The organism is Mesorhizobium sp. M1A.F.Ca.IN.020.03.2.1 (assembly GCF_004023205.1).
GTDB lineage: Bacteria > Pseudomonadota > Alphaproteobacteria > Rhizobiales > Rhizobiaceae > Mesorhizobium.
This window is the reverse complement of the sequence record NZ_RZSV01000039.1, coordinates 16273-33987: the sequence shown is the minus strand read 5'-3', so window position 1 is coordinate 33987 and position 17715 is coordinate 16273. Positions and strand designations below refer to the sequence as shown.

Sequence of the window (17715 nt, the reverse complement as noted above, 5' to 3'; positions counted from 1 at the left end):
AGACCTCGGCGGCGAAAGGCGGGCGCACCGCCTTATGGCTCGGGCCGGACGAATGGCTGGTCATCGACGATGCCGGCAACGATCCGCTGGCCGACTGCGCCAAGGTTTCGGCGCTGCACTCCGCGGTCGGCATCTCGCATCGCAATGTGGCGATCTCGGTTGCCGGGCCGGCGGCCGCGGTGACGGTCAGTTCCGGTTGCCCACAGGACCTGTCGCTCGAGGCCTTCCCAGTCGGGGCAGCATCGCGCACCATTCTCGGCAAGTCCGAGATCGTGCTGCTGCGTACCGCTGAAGACACGTTCCGGGTGGAATGCTGGCGTTCCTTCTCGGACTATGTATTTACTTTGCTGTCGGAAGCGGCGAGCGACGCGGCGAACTGATCCTGCGCCAACCGGTCCGAAGGGCCGGCCTCGGGGAGCCTTCACCGGTCCGGGCCGTTTCTGCGGCTTGCGAGGAGACCGTCGATGCCGTCCAAGTCCGTGCCGAAGTCGCCCAAGAAGTCAGAGGCGGTCCGTTCGCTGGAGCGGGATCGCGAGATCGAGGAAGAAGAGCTCGAGGAAGGCCTCGAGGACACCTTCCCGGCCAGCGATCCGGTGTCGATTACCAGCACCACCATCCCCGGCGGGCCGGCAAAGCCTGGCAGGGCCAAGACCTTGCCTGGAATGAAGTCGCACAAGAAGTAGAGCGCCGCCGCAGTCAAATCGGGCTTCAGGCGAAACGAAAACGGGCGGCCAAGCGCCGCCGGTTTCGTTTGCGATTTGGCGCTGATTAGAGGCCCGGCACGAACCAAGGGTTCACGTCGATACCGAGCCGCGGGCCGTTGGTCGTCTGAGTGTTGGCGGCATCGGGCTTTTCCACCGAGCCGGTCGCGGCGCAGTCGAGCGCCTGATTGGTGTGAGTCTGGGTGCAGGCCGCAGGGGCGTGCTTGGCCGGCTGGCTCCCGCCAGCGAAAGCGGCGCCCGAGAAAGCCAGCAAGGCAGCGAGCGCGAGGATTGTCTTTTTCATCTTTCCGTCTCCAATCGTACATGTACGACGCAACGTACATATACGGTTAATGGAGGCTGAATTAAAGAGGGAATTTGTACGCGTACGACAAATTAGCTTGAACCGAGTAACCGGCGTCGCAAATCAAGCGACCGGCGTTGTGTCAAGCCGGCGAAGCCGGTCAGCAGTTGACCGGTGTTTCGGTGAGCGGGGGTATGTCTTGCGCCGACAACGAGGCCAGCATGAAGTCGCACATCCGCTTCACATAGGCCTGGGGGTCGCCGAACGGATAGAAGGGAAAGGTGATCAGCAGCGAGATCGTGCCGTGGCCAACGGTCCACAGCATGGTGGCTATGGCGCGAGGGTCGCCTTTGAGCTTGCCGGCTGCGACGCAGGCCTCGACCCTGCTGATCAGCACCTTCATCGCCGGATTGCCCTGTTCCATGTCCTCGTAGCTCCGGCCTTCCGGCAGCCGGGTCTTCTCTGTCATGAAGACGGTGCGGTATTCATTGGGATTGCCGAGCCCGAAGGCGGCATACTCGGTCATCACAGCCCGCAGCGCCTCAACGGGATCGTCTGCCGGGTGCTCCTCGATGCGGCGGGCAAGCGTTTCGAACGCGTCCTCGGCGAGCGCGAACAGGATGTCCTGCTTATCGGCAAAATAGGAATAGACCGACATCGGCGCGTAGCCGACCCGCTTGGCAAGCTTGCGAATGGTAAGCCCTTCGTAGCCCTCTTCCTGCACAAGCTTGTGAGCTGCGTCGACCAGTTCGGAACGAAGCTCGGCTTTCTGTTTCTCGCGGCGTTTCTGAACGCTCAGCGGCAATTTCCGCCTGCCTTTATGGTTGGTTGCCTGACAAAATTATATACGCTGTACGGAAACGGACAAGGGAGCGGCCTGGTTCCCCAAGATACGCCCTAACGCTTTGTTCCTACTTAATTCCGAACAGGAAAGCCGCTACCCACTTTTTCCGAACTAGATCGCGCTAATGCCGCCGTCCAGCGCCTGCGCATGGCCGCGAGCCCTCAGTGGCGAAGGCTTTGGCCGCGCCGCTGCCGAGACCGCCTGTCGCACCGGTGATCAGCACCGTCGCTCCATCGAAACGGCCCGTGGCTTGGCTCCCTCAACTTTTCTTGTCAATCAGTTCCACCGCCAGCGCGGCGAGCAGCTTCACCGCCTCGCCATAGGTCCTGGCCTTTTCCGGGTTGGAGGCATTGCCGTCCAGCCCGCGGCGGTAGACACCCTGGCAGATCGCCGCCAGGCGGAAGAAGGAGAAGGCGAGGAAGAAGGTCCAGTTGCCGATGCCGTCGATGCCGCGCCGGCGGCAATAGGCGGCGACATAGGCCTCCTCGGACGGCAGGCCGATCGAGGCGCGGTCGATGCCGTCTAGGCCGCGAAAGCCCGACGCATGCGGCAGCCGCCATTGCATGCATTGATAGGCGAGGTCGGCAAAAGGATGGCCAAGCGTCGACAGTTCCCAGTCGAGCACGGCGATGACCTTCGGCTCGTCCTTGGCGAAAATCATATTGTCCAATCGGTAGTCGCCATGCACCAGCGAGACCCGGCCGTCATCGGCCGGCATATGCGTCTCCAGCCAGGTCATCAGCCGATCCATAGCGGCTATGCTTTCGGTTTCGGAGGCGCGGTACTGACTTGTCCAGCGCGCGAACTGGCGCTGGAAATAGCTGCCGGGCTTGCCGAAATCGCCTAAGCCCACAGCCTCGACATCGACTTGGTGCAGGGCGGCGAGGGTCGCATTCATGGCGTCGTAGATCGCGGCACGCTCGTCATTGCCGGATGTATCCGGCAGCGACGGATCCCAGAAGATGCGCCCGTCGAGGAACTCCATCACGTAGAACATGCGGCCGATCGGCGTCATCTCGCCTGAAAGATGGAGCATGCGCGGCACCGGCACGGAGGTCGTGCTCAGCGCCTGCATGACCCGGAATTCGCGGTCGACCTGATGTGCCGATTTCAGCAACTGCCCCGGCGGCTTGGCGCGCAGCACGTAGCGGCCGCTGGCGGCGGTCAGCAGATAGGTCGGGTTCGACTGTCCGGACTTGAATTTTTCGGCCGCGCAAAGCTTGGAAAAACCAGGCAGATGCGCTTCGAGATAAGGCGCAAGCGCTGCTTGGTCGAGCGCGTTGGCGTCGCCGCTCATGCGGTCTCGGGCTGGCGCTCGATCAGCGTCAGGGTCAGCCAGCGCGCGGTGAGCGCCGGCTTCTTCGATCCTTCGATCTCGATGGTGACGTCGTGCGCCGTCTGCACCCATCCGGAAGGCCGCACCTTGACGTCGGCCAGCACGAAATGGGTGCGGATGCGCGAGCCGGTCTTCACCGGCGCCAGGAAGCGCAGCGTGTCGAAGCCGTGATTGACGCCCATCTTGGTGTTTTCGATCGGCGGCATGGTCTCGAAGGTCATGGCCGACAGCAGCGACAGCGACAGGAAGCCGTGCGCGATGGTGCCGCCGAACGGCGTCTCGCGCGCGGCCCGTTCCGGATCGCAATGGATGAACTGGTGATCGTCGGTGGCGTCGGCGAACTGATCGATCATGCGCTGCGTCACCGTGCGCCAGGGCGACACGCCGACTTCCTTGCCGACGCTGGCCAGAAGCGTATCGAGACTGATCGGTTCCACGCTGATGTCCTCCGCACCCCGCCCGATCGCGATTGCTTGAACCGGGCGTCCTACTCCTTGAACAATGTCATCCCGTGCTGCACCGACTGGCCGCCGTCGATCGGCAGGATGGCGCCGGTGACATAGCTTCCGGCACGGCTGCACAAATAGAGCGTTGCGCCGGCAATGTCATCCGCCACGCCGATGCGGCCGAGCGGAACATGGCTGCCGACACGTTTCGCCTGCTCCTCCGTGGCGGTGGCAAAGGCCGTCATCCGACTCTGGAAGGGACCGGGCGCAAAGGCGTTGACGGTGATGCGGCGGGCGGCGAATTCGATCGCCAGCGTGCGCGTCAGGTGATGCACCGCAGCCTTGGAGGCGGTGTAGGAATAGGCGTCGTCGGCCAGCGGCTGCGTGCCCATCACCGAGCCCAGATTGATCACGCGGGCCGGGTCATCGTCGCTTGCTGCAGCATCGAGCAGCGGCAAGAGCTCGCGCGTCAGGTGGAAGACGGCGGTGACGTTGACGCCCAACACCTTCGTCCAGGCGTGGTAGGGAAACTCTGCGAGCGGCGCGCCCCAGGAAATGCCGGCATTGTTGACCAGGATGTGCAGCCGGTCCGTTCGGACCTTCACCTCGGCAACCAGCGCGGCGATGCCCGCTTCGCTGGACACGTCGCCGGCAAACCCCTCGGTCCGACCGGAGCCGCCCTGAGCGTTGATTTCGTCGGCGACCCGCACACAGTCCTCGCCCTTGCGCGAGGCGATCATCACAGTGGCGCCGGCCTGCACCAGTCCGGTCGCCACCATGCGGCCGATGCCTGTTGCGGCACCGGTCACAAGCGCGGTCTTGCCGACGACCGAGAACAGCTTGTCGAGATAGCTCATCCTAATTCCTCCCGCGCGCCTCGTCCCGGCCGGAACCGAAGGACTCGCGTTGACAAGGCTAGCCGAAGTACGGTCATCCTTGCCACGGATAAAGAAGCGAAAGGGTCGGAACCGATGGCGGACATGAACCTCGGCATGACCGAGCGGCTGAAGCCGATCCATCAGCGCGTGGCCGCGATGGTGCGCGACGAGATCGCACCGCTCGGCGAGGAGTTTCTCGCCGAGGTCGGCAGAAACGGAGACCGCTGGACTTACACGGCCAGGCAGACCGAAATCCTCGAAGGACTGAAGAAGACGGCGCGGGAGCGCGGGCTGTGGAACTTCTGGCTGACCGATTCCAAGCGCGGCTACGGCCTGTCGACGGTCGAATATGCCTACTTGGCGGAGGAGATGGGCAAGGCGCATCTCGGCGCCGAGACCTTCAACTGCTCGGCGCCCGATACCGGCAATATGGAAGTGCTGGAGCGCTACGGCTCGGAAGAGCACAGGCGGCAATGGCTGGAGCCGCTGCTCGAAGGGAAGATCCGCTCGGCCTATCTGATGACCGAGCCGGACGTCGCCTCATCCGATGCCACCAACATTTCGATGCGCTGCCAGCGGCAGGGCGACGACTATGTGCTTAACGGCGAGAAATGGTGGGCGTCCGGCGCCGGCGACCCGCGCTGCGCCATCTATATCGTCATGGTGAGGACCGGCTCGGACGAGGAGCCGCAGCATCGCCGGCATTCGATGATCCTGGTGCCGGCGGAGAGCGAGGGGATCACCAAGCTCCGGCCTATGCAGGTCTATGGCGACGACGACGCGCCGCATGGCCATATGCATCTGAGGTTCAAGGATGTGCGGGTGCCGGCGGCGAACCTGATCCTCGGCGAGGGCAGGGGCTTCGAGATCGCGCAGGGACGGCTTGGGCCAGGCCGCATCCATCATTGCATGCGTGCGATCGGCCAGGCCGAGATGGCGCTGGAGATGCTGTGCCAGCGTTCGGTGCGGCGCGAGGCGTTCGGCCAATCGCTGGCAAAGCTCGGCGCCAATTTCGACATCGTCGCCGAATGCCGCATGGAGATCGAGATGGCGAGGCTCCTGTGTCTGAAGGCAGCTTGGATGATCGACCAGGGCGATGCACGCGCTGCGGCCCCTTGGATCAGCCAGATCAAGGTGGTAGCGCCGCGCGTCGCGCTCAAGGTCACCGACGAGGCGGTGCAGATGTTCGGCGCGCAAGGCATCAGCCAGGACACGCCGCTCGCCCGCTCGTGGACGCATCTGAGAACTCTGCGGTTGGCCGACGGGCCGGACGCCGTGCACCGGCGGCAGGTGGCGCGCGCCGAGCTCAGGAAATACACCCAGGAGAAGATCTGACCGCCATGACGCTTCCATCGGAAATGCGAGGCTTGCTGCTTGTCGGCGACGGCTACAGCAAAACGCCTTCGGCCAGCGTGCCGGAGGCGATGGAGCCTTATTTGAAGCCCGGCAGCATCGCCGTGCCGGCGCCTGGTCCGACACAAGCGCTGATCAAGGTCAGTCTCGCCTCAATCAACCCGTCCGATATCGCCTTCATCACAGGGCAATACGGCCAGCCCCGTGTGCAGGGCCGGCCGGCCGGATTTGAGGGCGTCGGAATCGTGGCCTCGACTGGCGACGATCCATACGCAAAAAGCCTTGCGGGCAAGCGCGTCGCCTTCGCCACCGGCGTGTCGAACTGGGGCGCCTGGGCAGAATACGCGGTCGCCGAGGCGGCTTCCTGTATTCCACTGCTCGACACGGTGCGCGACGAGGACGCCGCGGCGATGATCGTCAATCCGCTGACCGCCTTAGCCATGTTCGACATCGTCAAGCAGGAGGGTGAGAAGGCTTTCATCATGACTGCCGGCGCCAGCCAGCTCTGCAAGCTGATCATCGGGCTGGCGAAAGAGGAGGGTTTTCGGCCGATCGTCACCGTGCGCCGCGACGAGCAGATCCCGCTGCTGAAAGAGTTGGGCGCCGCCCATGCGCTCAACGAGAAGGCGGCGGATTTCGAGGCCGCGCTGCGCGAGGTGATGAAGGCGGAGCAGCCCCGCATCTTCCTGGACGCAGTGACCGGACCGCTTGCCTCGGTCATCTTCAACGTCATGCCGAAGCGCTCGCGCTGGATCGTCTATGGGAGGCTCGACGCCGAGGCGACTGTCATCCGCGAGCCCGGCCAACTGATCTTCCAGCACAAGCGCATCGAAGGCTTCTGGCTGGCCGAATGGATGCGGCAGTTCCGCGACCGGCTCGGCCCGGCGGTGCTGGAGGCACAGAAGAGATTTTCCGACGGGCGCTGGTCGACGGATGTGACAGCGGTGGTGCCGCTGGACGAGGCGATGGCCAGGCTGTCGGACGAGCTGGCCAAGCCGAACGGCAAGGTGTTTGTTAAGCCCTGATCAAAATAACTCGAGGTCGCGTCTATGAGGCTACGGTGGTTTGTCGGATTCGTCCTGGTGTCAATGGCAGGTACATTTAGTGCCGAGGCCGCCGACAAGTTCCCGCCCATTTGGCGCAAGTCGATGACCAATGATCCGGGTACGAACTATTTTCTCAATAAATATTCGGCCTCTTTGAATGATCCAGCATCGACCGCAATTAGAAATATCATGCTGGCGCGCGTCGTCGGCTCTGAATGCCAGTCATCGCGGCTCAGCAAGGCCAAGGTCAGGGCCTATCGCAATAGCATGCTCGGCTCGCTTTCGTCGGATGCGATGAAAGCGGCTGCATTCGCAGCCGGCAGCGAATTGCGCAACTTCGACTATGAAACGCTCGCGCATCTTTGTGCCGGCATCGATTATCAATTTGGGCCGAAAGGAGTGCTCATAGCGGGAGCCGTTTCGTCTGGCAAAGGCGAGCCAAGATATCCCTACGATCAGCGCAATCCATACATTCGGCTGCCCGATTTCACCGGCAAGTAGCTGAGCTGCCTGGCTCGTGCCTGCGCACTATTCCGCCGGCTCGACATTGGCATAGGCGGCTTGCTCGAGTTCGCGCTTCACGCGGGCTTCCTCATGCGCCTTGGGCGTGACGAAGCGGCCAAGCAAGAGATAGGCGACAGGGGTCAGGAAGAGCGTGGAGACGGTCGCCAGGCCAAGGCCGCCGACGATCACCCAACCGAGCGCCACGCGCGCCTCGGCGCCTGCGCCCGAAGCCAGCACCAGCGGCACGCCGCCGAGCACGGTGCAGATCATCGTCATCATCACCGGGCGAAGGCGAATGGTGGCAGCCTCTTCGATCGCCTCGCGCACGCCAAGCCCGCGGTCGCGCAGCTGGTTGGCAAACTCGACGATGAGGATGCCGTTCTTGGCCATGACGCCGACCAGCAGGACCAGGCCGATCTGGCTGTAGGCATTGAGACTGGTGCCCGACAAAAGCAGCGCGAAGATGGCGCAGGCGAGCCCGAGCGGCACTGTCGCCATGATGATGACGGCGCTGACGAAGCTCTCGAACTGGGCCGCCAGCACCAGAAGAATGATGACCAGCGCGAAACCGAAGATGGTCGCCATGGCGCTGTTGCTCTCGCCGAGTGTCGCCGCCTCGGCCAGCGGCACGATCCGCGCGTCCAACGGCAGCAGCGGTGTTGCGATCTCCTCGGCGCGGGTCAGCGCATCGCCGAGCGCGAAGCTGCCGCCGAGACTGGCGGTGATCGCCACCGACGGCTGCTGCTGCTCGCGAGTCAGGGACGGCGGCACGGCGCGCTCGGTCAGCGTGGCGATGGTCGACATCGGCACGAAGCGGCCGTCCGACGTTTTCAGGAAGATGTTTTCCAGATCCGTCGGATCGTTGATCGGATTGGTGGTCGAGACCAGCTTCACGCCATAGCTGCGGTCGGCGATGTAGACGTCGACGACATCGTTGCCGTCGAGCATCGCCTGCAGCGTGTCCGCAAGCCCGGTGATGTCGATGCCGAGGTCGGAGGCGCGCTCGCGGTCGATGGCAACGGCAAGCTGCGGCTGCGTAAGGTCGACGGAAAGTCGCGGTGATTGGAAGCGCGGATCCTGCCGCATTTCCTCGACGATCTGCACCGCCGCCGCGCTTAGCGCCTTGCGGTCGTTGCCGACCAGGGCGAATTGCAGGCCGCTGCCCGCGCCGCGGATGCGAAGGCTGTTGGGCTGAACCGGGAAAACGCGGACGCTTGGCACCTGCTTTGTCAGGCGGCTGATCTCGGCCATGATCTCCTGCTGGCTGCGCGTCCGCTCGGCCCACGGCGCCAGCGTCATCACCATGAAGCCGCTATTGTAGGCGCCGTTGTTGCCGGCATTCGCGAAGGTGCTGCGGATCTCGCCGGAATCGCGCAAAGGCTGGATCAGCCGCTCGATCTTGCGCATCTGCTCGGTCGTGTAGTCGAGGCTGACTCCTTGCGGCGCGTTGATGCGCAGCAAAACGACGGCGCGGTCTTCGGTCGGCGTCAGCTCCTGACGTATCGTGCCGAACAAAGTGAAGGCGGTGCCAGCGAAGAGCATAGCGACGAGCACTACGATCCAGGGGGCGCCGAGGCAGGCATGCAGGCAGCGCTTGTAGAGCCGATGCAATGCGCCGCCGATGCGAGCGCCCACGCCGCTGCCACCTTCGTGGTGAAGAGAGGCGCTGGTCAGCATGCGCGAGGCGAGCATCGGGCAGAGCGTCAGCGCCACGACGCAGGAGAGCAGTACCGACATCGCCAGCACGAAGCCGAACTCGCGAAAGAGCCCGCCGGTCTGTCCCGGCAGGAAGGAGATCGGCACGAAGACGGCGACCAGGGTCAGCGTCGTGGCAACGACGGCGAAGAAGACTTCCTGGGTGCCGAGCACGGCGGCCGCTCGCGGCCCCATGCCCTCGTTGCGGCGGCGCACGATATTTTCGAGCACGACGATGGCGTCGTCGACGACGAGGCCCGTCGCCAGAACCAGCGCCAGCAGCGTCAGGATGTTGATGGAAAAGCCGGCGAGGTAGATCGCGGCGATGGTGCCGATCATGGCGACCGGCATCGACAGGCCCGGGATCAGCGTCGCGCGCCAGTCGAGCAGGAAGGCGTAGATGACGATCAGCACGATCGAGACGGAAAGCGCGAGCGCGATCTCAACCTCGTGCACAGCGCCGTTGACGAAGACGGCATCGTCGCTGGTGACCTTGATCGACATGCCTTGCGGAAGGTTTGCCTGGAGCTTCTCCACGGCGGCCCTGACGCCGGTCGATATATCGAGCGTGTTCGATTCCGCCTGGCGGATGATGCCGAGGCCGATGCCGGTTTTGCCGTCGGAGCGCAATGAGGTCTGGCCGATGTCGGGGCCGAGCGTCACGGTGGCGACGTCGCGGATGCGCGTCGCGCCGCCGATGACGATGCTCTCGAATTCCTCCGGCGTGGTCACGTCGGCCGTCGTGCGCACGACGAGGTCCTGGTTGGTGGTGGTGATCGAGCCGGCCGGGGAATCGAAGGCGACGGAGGCGAGCGCCTTGCGCAAATCCGCCACGGTGAAGCCATGGCTTGCCAGCTTGTTCTGGTCGACATCGATGCGGAAGATCTTGTCGCGGCCGCCGGATACCTGGACGTCGGCGACTCCTGGAACGGCGGCGAGCTCGTCCTCGATGCGGTCCTGGACCAGCACCGTCATGTCCTGCACCGACATGGTGTCGGACGTGACCGCCAGCCGCATCACCGGGTCGGAATTGGCGTCGGCCTTGACGATGCGCGGCGCATCGGCGGTCTCGGGCAGTTGGTTGGTGATGCGGCTGACGGAATCGCGGACATCGGAGGCGGCTACATTGAGATCGACGCCGTCGCTGAACTCGATGGTGACGCGGCTCTGGCCGAAAGATGAAGTCGACGAGATCGACTTGACACCCGAGACGCGCGCGACGGCGCCCTCGATCGGGTCGGTCAACTCGCGGTCGACGGTTTCGGCGGCCGCGCCCTCGAAGGTGGTGTTGACGGTGATGACCGGGCGGTCGACATCCGGCAGTTCGCGGATTTCGACGCCCCAGAAGGCTGCGAGGCCGGCGACCGCGATCAGCGTATTGAGCACGAAGGCCATGACCGGCCTGCGGATGAAGAGCGCGGTCAGGCCCGATCCCGCGGTCTGGTCGCCGGCGGCGCTCATGAGCCTTCGGCCGCGGTGGCGCGGTCCTCGCCGGCGATCCGGACCTCGCCGCCTTCGCTGACACTCTCCGTGCCTTCGGTCACCACCATGTCGCCGCTCTCGACGGGAGCATCGATCAGCACCGTCTCGGTGTTGCGCTGGATGATGCGCACCGGCACGCGCTTTGCCTTGCCGTTTTCGACGGTCCAGATATAGGCGCCGTCGGTGCCCCACTGGATGCCCAGTGGGCTGACGGCCGGATAGGTGTCGCCGGGGAATATCATGGCGATCTGGAACGACATGCCGGCGCGCAGCGAATCCGCCGGGTTGGCGATCGTCGCCTTGACGAGCAGCGTGCGGCTGTTCTCGTCGATATGGTTGTCGATGGCCGAAACCGTGCCGGAATAGACCTGGTTGGGGTTGGCCAGCGGCGTGGCCGACAATCGCTGTCCGACCTTTACAGCGGCGGCAAAACGCTCCGGCACCCAGAAATCGACCAATATGCTCGAGCGGTCGTCAAGCGTGGCGATCGCCGACTGGCTGGTGACATAGTTGCCGGCGGCGATCGGCAGGATACCGACAGTGCCTTCGATAGGCGCGACGACAGAGCGGCGCTCGAGCGCGAGCTCGGCATCGCGCAGCGCCAGCTTGGCATTGGCGAGCGCCACCTCGGCATCCGCGACGGCAACTTGCGTGGCGGCATTGGAGGCTCGCAGCGACTTGACCCGATCGAGCTTCGCCTGGGCGTCGTCGAGCGCGACCTTGGCACGGTCGCGCGCAATCACTTCCGTCTCCGAATCGAGCCTGGCGATGACATCGCCTTTTTCGACATGGGTGCCGGACTGCACCGGCAGTTCGGTGAGGCGGCCGGAAGAGTATGGATTGACAGTGACTGTCGCATTGGCGCGGCCGGTCCCGATCGCCTGAAGCCTGTCGTTGATGGTGGCGGTGCCGGCAGGGGAGGCGACAATGGTCACGATCTGGCCGGCGCGATTGCGACCGGACCGGACAGAACCGCTCTCGATGCTTCCCGTGGCGGGGGGCGTCGCCGCAATCGCCCAGTCCATACCCCAGCGTGCCAATACCTCAGGCGCGCCGGGATAGAAGCGCGCCCAGGCGGCCGCAGCGGCAACCACGATCACCAGCGCAAGAACAATCTGTTTCCAGCTCGACATTGACACTCCAGCGGCAGAATCGTCCGCCGGTTCCAAGTGGAAGCAGGCTGAGCGACGATACGGCGTGAGAGCGATACCGGCCACGCCACATCATAATATCAGCGTTTTATGGCAATTATCACGCAAACGTGCACATTAAATCTCGGTAACGTGAAGCGGGATCATCGCTTCGGTCCCACCTTTTGCCGCAATTTGGGGGACGCCGGCCGCCATTCGGTCAAAGCAAAACCGAACGGAAGCCGTTGCCTGGAACTGCCTAGCGCAGGCTCTCCAGGTCGCGGATGCGCTTGGCGCCGGCGGCTTCGAGCTGCCTTGTAACCGCGCCGATTAGCGTTTCGGCGACGACAAAGAGGGCGGCGGATGAATCCCAGGCCGAAGGCACGGCGGTACGCCCGGCGATCACATGGCGGGCGAAGCGGGCGATCGGCGAGAGCCACTGATCGGTGAAGAGCACGATTTGGACGCCGCGCTGGTGCGCCTTTTCGGCAAAGCGGAGCAGACTTTCCTGGTAGCGCCTGATGTCGAAGATAACCAGCACGTCGCGCTTGCCCATGTCGATCAGCCGGTCGCGCCAGATGCTCTCCTGGCCGGCGAGGTGGTAGACGTCTGGCTGGATGATGGCTAGATGGGCTGCCATGTAGCGCGCCAGCGGATCGGTGAAGCGGCCGCCGATCAGAAAGGTCTTGCCGCGGCGCTCGGCAAGCCGTGCGGCAATGTCGGCCAACTGCTTGTCGGTAAGGTGCCGGAACGTCTCGCGCATGTTGTCGAGCGTCGCCTCCAGCATCGGCGAAACGGCGCCGCCATTGGCGGGCGACGCCGAGTTGAGCGTGCGAGAGGCCGGCGACTGCAATTGCGCGGCCAGTTCATCCTGCAGCGCCGACTGGAATTCGGGATAGTTCTGGAAACCTAACCTCGCGACGAAACGCAGAATCGTCGGTGAGGAGACTCCCGCCGCGGTCGAGAACTCGGCCACGGTCTTCAGCCCGGTCAGCGGATAGTTGGCAATCAGCGTCTGCGCGGCGCGGCGCTCGCCTGCCGGCATCGTGCCGATGCGGTCCGAAATCAGTTCGGCAATACTGGAGATCATCGTTTTCCCCACCCTTTGACCCGGTCGCCGCCGTTTTCGGAATTCCGCGTTTGACAAAGCCGCGTAAACTGTATGAAATCATTCACAGGGGCGCAATGAGGCAAATTACGTAACATAAGATACAGCGCTCCCGAGGGGACGGCAGTATGGAGAAAGCACGGCGCGCCAGCCTTGCACCGTCTGAGACCGTGAGGGTGACCAACCCCGGCGGCTCGAGCCCCTTCGTCCTCACCTGCGATCACGCCTCGAACTTCCTGCCCGCCGAATTCGGAACGCTCGGGCTGCCCGCCGAGGATCTCTCCCGGCATATCGCCTGGGATCCGGGCGCGCTGCCGGTCGCCAGCCGGATGGCCGACGCGCTCGACGCCACGCTGGTCGAAACCCGCATCTCGCGCCTGGTGATCGACTGCAACCGCCCGCTCGACGCGCCGGACCTCGTGCCGCCGGTCAGCGAGGCGACGGCCATTCCGGGCAATTCGAATCTCTCCGGCAAGCAGCGCGCGGAGCGGATCGATCTCGCGTGGCGTCCGTTCCACGACACGATCGCTGAGATCATCGAGCAGCGGCTGGCGCTCGGCCAGGAAACGCGCCTGGTGTCGGTGCACTCCTTCACGCCGGTCTATAAGGGCAGGACCCGTCCCTGGCATATCGGCATCATCCATGACGACGATCGCCGGCTCGCCGCGCCGCTGATATCGGCGCTCAAGCGGCTCTCCGGCGTCACCGTTGGCGTCAACGAACCCTATTCGCCGGCCGACCGCGTCTATTTCACGCTGGAACGGCACGCGCGCTCGCGCGGCCTTGCCTGCGCGATGATCGAAATCCGCAACGACGAGATCTCCGGCGAGACCGGGCAGCGGAAATGGGCGGATCTGCTCACAGGCATATTCTCGAATCTGGAGCCCGAGGAGGCCAGGGGCTCCCGACAACGCGCAATGGGAAAGTCAGTACAGTCGGCCAGCTAAGAAACCACAGGGGACTTCCAACATGGCAGCAAATGACTACACCGAAGTCGACAAGGCTGAGGACATACAAGTCCTCCACAGCATGGGCTATGCCCAGGAACTGGAGCGACGCCTCAGCCGCTTCTCGAATTTCGCGGTTTCCTTCTCCATCATCTGCATCCTGTCCGGCGGCATCAACTCGCTGGCGCAGGCGACCTCCGGCGCCGGCGGCATCGGCATCGGCATCGGCTGGTTGGTGGGCTGTTTCGTGTCGCTCACCTTCGCGGTCGCCATGTCGCAGATCAGCTCGGCCTATCCGACGGCCGGCGGCCTCTATCACTGGGGCTCGATCCTCGGCAATCGCGGCACCGGCTGGGTTACCGCCTGGCTCAACCTGCTTGGCCTGATCACCGTGCTCGGCGCCATCAATGTCGGCACCTGGACTTTCTTCGTCGGCGCTTTCGGGCCGACGCTGGGCATTGAAAACAACCTGACCACCCAGACGATCTTCCTGGTCATCATCACCGGCGCGCAGGCGCTAATCAACCATCTGGGCATCAAGTTGACGGCAAAGCTCACCGACTTTTCGGGCTATCTGATCTTCTTCGGCTCGATCCTGATCGCGGTGGTCTGCCTGCTCTCGGCCGAGACCTGGGACTTCAGCCGCCTCTTCACCTTCCACAACTACTCAGGCGATGCCGGAGGCGGCGTGTGGCCGCAGGTCTCGAACGCCTGGGTCTTCGCGCTTGGCCTCCTGCTGCCGATCTATACGATCACCGGCTATGACGCCTCGGCGCACACGTCGGAGGAAACCATCAAGGCGGCTTCTTCCGTGCCGCGCGCGATGGTCATGTCGGTCATCTGGTCGGCGCTGTTCGGCTACCTGTTCCTGGCTGCCTTCGTGCTGATGATCCCGAACATGGACGAGGCCGCCAAGCAGGGCTGGAACGTATTCTTCTGGGCCTTCGACCAGCGCGTCGGAACCGGACTGAAGGAGTTCGTCTATCTCGTCGTGTTCCTGGCACAGCTGCTGTGCGGCCTTGCCACCGTCACTTCGGCCTCGCGCATGATCTTCGCCTTCTCCCGTGACGGCGGCCTGCCGGGCTCGGCAGCGCTTTCCAAGGTCAGCCCGACCTATCGCACGCCCGTGGCGGCGATCTGGACAGCCTCGATCCTGTCGGTGCTGTTCGTGTGGGGCTCGTCGGTGGTCTCGGTCGCCGGCACCTCGGCCTACACGATCGTGGTGTCCTGCACCGTCATCTTCCTGTTCCTCTCCTTCACCGTGCCGATCGTGCTCGGCATGATGGCCTGGGGGACGCCGAAGTGGGACAAGATGGGGCCGTGGAACATGGGCCGCGGCATCTTCATGCTGTTCGGTCTGCTCTCGATCGTGTCGATGATCCTTATCTTCGTCATCGGCATCCAGCCGCCGAACGACTGGGCGCTCTACATCACCGTCGGCTTCTTCATCCTAACGGCGGTCGTCTGGTTCGCCTTCGAGCGCAACCGCTTCCAGGGGCCGCCGCTCGGCGACATCATCGCGGCGCGCCAGGCGGCGATCAAGGCGGCAGAGCAGGCGGTCGGCGAGACCGGCCACTGACATCGGACATCATGGCCCTGGCCGGCGTCACGCCGGCCAGGGCTTCGTTTCTCCCTTTCAATCGACAAGTGTTGGAGTGCCAAAGGAATGGCCGGGAATTTCTCGTTCGATCAGTTGAAGAAAGCGGTCTCGAACGGCGAGGTCGACACGGTGCTGGCCTGCATCGTCGACATGCAGGGCCGGCTCGCCGGGAAGCGCTTCCTGGCCCAGTATTTCGTCGATTCCGCGCATGGCGAGACGCATGGCTGCAACTATCTGCTGGCCTGCGACATCGATATGGAGCCGGTGCCGGGCTACAAGGCGGCGAGCTGGTCGAAGGGTTATGGCGACTTCGTCATGAAACCCGACCTGTCGACCCTTCGGCGCGTCCCATGGCTGGAGAAGACGGCGCTGGTCATCTGCGACGTGCTCGATCATCACGACCATGAGGACCTCGCGCATTCGCCGCGCGCGATCCTGAAGAAGCAGGTCAAGCGCCTGAGCGAGCGCGGCTATATCGGCTACTTCGCCTCCGAGCTCGAATTCTACCTGTTCAGCGAAACCTATGAATCGGCGCGCAGGAAGCACTGGCAAGGGCTCGACAGCGCTTCGCCCTATATCGGCGACTACCAGATCGGCATCACCACCAAGGAAGAAGGCGTCATGCGCCGGCTCCGCAACGAGATGGAGGCAGCCGGTATCCCGATCGAAAATTCCAAGGGCGAGTGGGGTCCGGGCCAGGAAGAGATCAATGTGCGCTATGCCGAAGCACTCGAGATGGCGGATCGCCACGTCATCCTGAAGAACGGCGCCAAGGAGATCGCCGATTCCGAAGGCAAGGCCATCTCCTTCATGGCCAAGTACAATTACGGGCTTGCCGGCAATTCCAGCCACATCCACAATTCGCTGTGGAGCGCCGACGGCGGGACGCCGCTGTTCTTCGACAAAAACGCCGAATGGACGCTGTCGAGCCTCGGCCAGCAATGGGCGGCCGGCCAGCTCAAATACGCCAAGGAGTTCACCTGGTTCCTGGCGCCGTACATCAACTCCTACAAGCGCTTCCAGGCCGGCACCTTCGCGCCGACCAAGATCATGTGGAGCGAGGACAACCGCACGGCGGGATTCCGGCTGTGCGGCGAGGGTACCAAGGGCATCCGCATGGAATGCCGCATCGGCGGCGCCGATCTCAACCCCTATCTCGCCTTCGCTGCGCTGATCGCGGCCGGTCTCGCCGGCATCGACGAGAAGCTGGAGCTGCAGAAGCCGTTTGTCGGCGACGCCTATCAGGCGTCGCAACTGCCGGAAATCCCGAAGACGCTGCGCGATGCCACCGAGACGCTGGAAGGCTCCACGATGCTGAAGCAGGCCTTCGGCGAGGAGGTGATCGAGCACTATGTCCACACCGCCCGCTGGGAGCAGTTCGAATACGACCGCCGCATCACGGATTGGGAACTGCACCGGGGGTTTGAACGCTACTAAAGCTGTAGTCGAACGTTGACTGAACCTAACTAAAGCTGTAGTCTTGGCTGGTTGAGTTCGGGAGCGTGAGAATGGGAAAGTATTCGCCTTTGCGTTCGTATCTTATGGCTCAAACCGGCGAGCGGGTTCCGATGTCGTTCAGCGACATCGAGAAGCTGCTTGGCGAAAAGCTACCGGCGTCCAAGCAGTATCCGGCTTGGTGGAGCAATAACCCCAGCAACAATCCAATGACAAAGGAGTGGCTGGCCGCGGGGTTCCAGACTGAGTCCGTCAATATAGCGGGCGAAAATCTGGTCTTTCGGCGCGTTCAGCCAGGTTCCGGCACTGCAAAGGGGTTCGGCGAATCGGCTCAGGCCGAGATCGGCGGGACACCGACACGGCACCCGATCTTCGGCTGCATGAAGGGAACGCTTACTATCCTCCCAGAGGTCGATCTGACGGAGCCTGTCGAGCAGGATTGGGGCAAGGTCTATGAAGACTGAGAACCTTCTGTTGGACACTTGCGCGGTCATCTGGATTTCGCAGGACGAACCGATAGCCGATGCGGCGACAACGGCTATCAGCAAGGCTCCTCAGTCCGGCACGCTGAACGTATCGGTCATGACGGCATGGGAGATGGGCATGCTGGTGTCGAAGGGCAGGTTGCCGTCCACGAAGACGCCCGACCGTTGGTTCGACGAGTTCGTTGAGGCGGCGGCCGTCACAGTGGAAGGGGTGACGCCACGTATTCTCATCGCGGCCTCCTACCTCCCAGGTGTCGTTCACAGCGATCCAATGGATCGAATTCTGATAGCGACCGCGCGGGAGCGCGATTTGACTATCGTAACCCGTGACAAGGCCATTTTGGCCTATGCCGCGCATGGTCATGTCAGAGCCATCGCCTGCTGAAAGAGTCAATTTGGAG

18 protein-coding genes are annotated in these 17715 nt (G+C 63.6%); 10 read left to right on the top strand and 8 right to left on the bottom strand.

Translation table 11 applies throughout. From position 1 onward, the window contains the following. Positions 1 to 380, top strand: a 380-nt coding sequence (locus EOA79_RS09160) for a sarcosine oxidase subunit gamma family protein (protein WP_281060262.1), incomplete at its 5' end; no start/stop codon positions are given. Positions 381 to 464: 84 nt separating this feature from the next. Then, positions 465 to 683, top strand: a complete 219-nt coding sequence (locus EOA79_RS09155) for a hypothetical protein (RefSeq protein WP_095823446.1) — start codon at positions 465 to 467, stop codon at positions 681 to 683. Between the two features lie 85 nt (positions 684 to 768). Here EOA79_RS09155 and EOA79_RS09150 read toward each other — a convergent pair whose 3' ends face one another. From EOA79_RS09150 to EOA79_RS09130, 5 genes are all read right to left on the bottom strand, one after another. After that, on the bottom strand, positions 769 to 1005 hold the full coding sequence (locus EOA79_RS09150) for a DUF680 domain-containing protein (RefSeq protein WP_067325805.1): 237 nt from the start codon (positions 1003 to 1005) through the stop codon (positions 769 to 771). Positions 1006 to 1165: 160 nt separating this feature from the next. Beyond that, positions 1166 to 1810, bottom strand: a complete 645-nt coding sequence (locus tag EOA79_RS09145) for a TetR/AcrR family transcriptional regulator (protein WP_095823445.1) — start codon at positions 1808 to 1810, stop codon at positions 1166 to 1168. A 298-nt stretch (positions 1811 to 2108) separates the two neighbouring features. Next, on the bottom strand, positions 2109 to 3146 hold the full coding sequence (locus EOA79_RS09140; RefSeq protein ID WP_095800509.1) for a phosphotransferase: 1038 nt from the start codon (positions 3144 to 3146) through the stop codon (positions 2109 to 2111). Next, a complete protein-coding gene (locus tag EOA79_RS09135) occupies positions 3143 to 3628 on the bottom strand; it encodes a MaoC family dehydratase (protein WP_277816115.1) in 486 nt (161 codons plus the stop codon). The genes EOA79_RS09140 and EOA79_RS09135 overlap by 4 nt, the downstream gene beginning before the upstream one ends. A gap of 44 nt (positions 3629 to 3672) precedes the next feature. Continuing rightward, positions 3673 to 4488 carry an SDR family oxidoreductase gene (locus tag EOA79_RS09130; protein WP_095823444.1) on the bottom strand — a complete coding sequence of 272 codons (816 nt, stop codon included), beginning with the start codon at positions 4486 to 4488 and terminating at the stop codon, positions 3673 to 3675. A 114-nt stretch (positions 4489 to 4602) separates the two neighbouring features. Between EOA79_RS09130 and EOA79_RS09125 the strand changes: the two genes are divergently transcribed. The 3 genes from EOA79_RS09125 to EOA79_RS09115 all read left to right on the top strand — a co-directional run bounded on the left by EOA79_RS09125 (position 4603) and on the right by EOA79_RS09115 (position 7409). Beyond that, positions 4603 to 5844 (top strand): acyl-CoA dehydrogenase family protein, encoded by a 1242-nt coding sequence (locus EOA79_RS09125; protein ID WP_095823443.1) that lies wholly within the window; start codon positions 4603 to 4605, stop codon positions 5842 to 5844. Positions 5845 to 5849: 5 nt separating this feature from the next. Then, on the top strand, positions 5850 to 6887 hold the full coding sequence (locus EOA79_RS09120; protein WP_095823442.1) for a zinc-binding dehydrogenase: 1038 nt from the start codon (positions 5850 to 5852) through the stop codon (positions 6885 to 6887). A gap of 63 nt (positions 6888 to 6950) precedes the next feature. Beyond that, positions 6951 to 7409: a hypothetical protein gene (locus EOA79_RS09115; protein ID WP_164748180.1), complete on the top strand. Its 459-nt coding sequence runs from the start codon at positions 6951 to 6953 to the stop codon at positions 7407 to 7409. A gap of 27 nt (positions 7410 to 7436) precedes the next feature. Here EOA79_RS09115 and EOA79_RS09110 read toward each other — a convergent pair whose 3' ends face one another. The 3 genes from EOA79_RS09110 to EOA79_RS09100 form a co-directional block, all read right to left on the bottom strand. Further along, a complete protein-coding gene (locus EOA79_RS09110; protein ID WP_128292974.1) occupies positions 7437 to 10568 on the bottom strand; it encodes an efflux RND transporter permease subunit in 3132 nt (1043 codons plus the stop codon). Next, positions 10565 to 11722 (bottom strand): efflux RND transporter periplasmic adaptor subunit, encoded by a 1158-nt coding sequence (locus EOA79_RS09105; protein ID WP_095823440.1) that lies wholly within the window; start codon positions 11720 to 11722, stop codon positions 10565 to 10567. The genes EOA79_RS09110 and EOA79_RS09105 overlap by 4 nt, the downstream gene beginning before the upstream one ends. A gap of 256 nt (positions 11723 to 11978) precedes the next feature. Continuing rightward, positions 11979 to 12809, bottom strand: a complete 831-nt coding sequence (locus EOA79_RS09100; protein WP_067002767.1) for a MurR/RpiR family transcriptional regulator — start codon at positions 12807 to 12809, stop codon at positions 11979 to 11981. Between the two features lie 146 nt (positions 12810 to 12955). Here EOA79_RS09100 and EOA79_RS09095 point away from each other — a divergent pair, with 146 nt between their 5' ends. From EOA79_RS09095 to EOA79_RS09075, 5 genes are all read left to right on the top strand, one after another. Continuing rightward, positions 12956 to 13774: an N-formylglutamate amidohydrolase gene (locus tag EOA79_RS09095; protein WP_067002583.1), complete on the top strand. Its 819-nt coding sequence runs from the start codon at positions 12956 to 12958 to the stop codon at positions 13772 to 13774. Between the two features lie 22 nt (positions 13775 to 13796). Next, positions 13797 to 15353, top strand: coding sequence for an amino acid permease (locus EOA79_RS09090; protein ID WP_095800504.1), 1557 nt, complete (start codon positions 13797 to 13799; stop codon positions 15351 to 15353). A gap of 87 nt (positions 15354 to 15440) precedes the next feature. Further along, positions 15441 to 16811: a glutamine synthetase family protein gene (locus EOA79_RS09085; protein ID WP_095778816.1), complete on the top strand. Its 1371-nt coding sequence runs from the start codon at positions 15441 to 15443 to the stop codon at positions 16809 to 16811. Positions 16812 to 16882: 71 nt separating this feature from the next. After that, positions 16883 to 17293 (top strand): hypothetical protein, encoded by a 411-nt coding sequence (locus EOA79_RS09080; RefSeq protein WP_095823439.1) that lies wholly within the window; start codon positions 16883 to 16885, stop codon positions 17291 to 17293. After that, a complete protein-coding gene (locus EOA79_RS09075) occupies positions 17283 to 17699 on the top strand; it encodes a type II toxin-antitoxin system VapC family toxin (protein ID WP_095823438.1) in 417 nt (138 codons plus the stop codon). The genes EOA79_RS09080 and EOA79_RS09075 overlap by 11 nt, the downstream gene beginning before the upstream one ends. Positions 17700 to 17715: the final 16 nt, after the last annotated feature.

What these genes read in the sequence shown, in the direction of transcription:
- EOA79_RS09155 (WP_095823446.1), top strand. Translation starts at nt 465, where the DNA reads ATGCCGTCCAAGTCCGTGCCGAAGTCGCCCAAGAAGTCAGAGGCGGTC.
- EOA79_RS09150 (WP_067325805.1), bottom strand. Translation starts at nt 1,005, where the DNA reads ATGAAAAAGACAATCCTCGCGCTCGCTGCCTTGCTGGCTTTCTCGGGC.
- EOA79_RS09140 (WP_095800509.1), bottom strand. Translation starts at nt 3,146, where the DNA reads ATGAGCGGCGACGCCAACGCGCTCGACCAAGCAGCGCTTGCGCCTTAT.
- EOA79_RS09130 (WP_095823444.1), bottom strand. Translation starts at nt 4,488, where the DNA reads ATGAGCTATCTCGACAAGCTGTTCTCGGTCGTCGGCAAGACCGCGCTT.
- EOA79_RS09125 (WP_095823443.1), top strand. Translation starts at nt 4,603, where the DNA reads ATGGCGGACATGAACCTCGGCATGACCGAGCGGCTGAAGCCGATCCAT.
- EOA79_RS09120 (WP_095823442.1), top strand. Translation starts at nt 5,850, where the DNA reads ATGACGCTTCCATCGGAAATGCGAGGCTTGCTGCTTGTCGGCGACGGC.
- EOA79_RS09115 (WP_164748180.1), top strand. Translation starts at nt 6,951, where the DNA reads ATGGCAGGTACATTTAGTGCCGAGGCCGCCGACAAGTTCCCGCCCATT.
- EOA79_RS09110 (WP_128292974.1), bottom strand. Translation starts at nt 10,568, where the DNA reads ATGAGCGCCGCCGGCGACCAGACCGCGGGATCGGGCCTGACCGCGCTC.
- EOA79_RS09105 (WP_095823440.1), bottom strand. Translation starts at nt 11,722, where the DNA reads ATGTCGAGCTGGAAACAGATTGTTCTTGCGCTGGTGATCGTGGTTGCC.
- EOA79_RS09100 (WP_067002767.1), bottom strand. Translation starts at nt 12,809, where the DNA reads ATGATCTCCAGTATTGCCGAACTGATTTCGGACCGCATCGGCACGATG.
- EOA79_RS09095 (WP_067002583.1), top strand. Translation starts at nt 12,956, where the DNA reads ATGGAGAAAGCACGGCGCGCCAGCCTTGCACCGTCTGAGACCGTGAGG.
- EOA79_RS09090 (WP_095800504.1), top strand. Translation starts at nt 13,797, where the DNA reads ATGGCAGCAAATGACTACACCGAAGTCGACAAGGCTGAGGACATACAA.
- EOA79_RS09085 (WP_095778816.1), top strand. Translation starts at nt 15,441, where the DNA reads ATGGCCGGGAATTTCTCGTTCGATCAGTTGAAGAAAGCGGTCTCGAAC.
- EOA79_RS09080 (WP_095823439.1), top strand. Translation starts at nt 16,883, where the DNA reads ATGGGAAAGTATTCGCCTTTGCGTTCGTATCTTATGGCTCAAACCGGC.
- EOA79_RS09075 (WP_095823438.1), top strand. Translation starts at nt 17,283, where the DNA reads ATGAAGACTGAGAACCTTCTGTTGGACACTTGCGCGGTCATCTGGATT.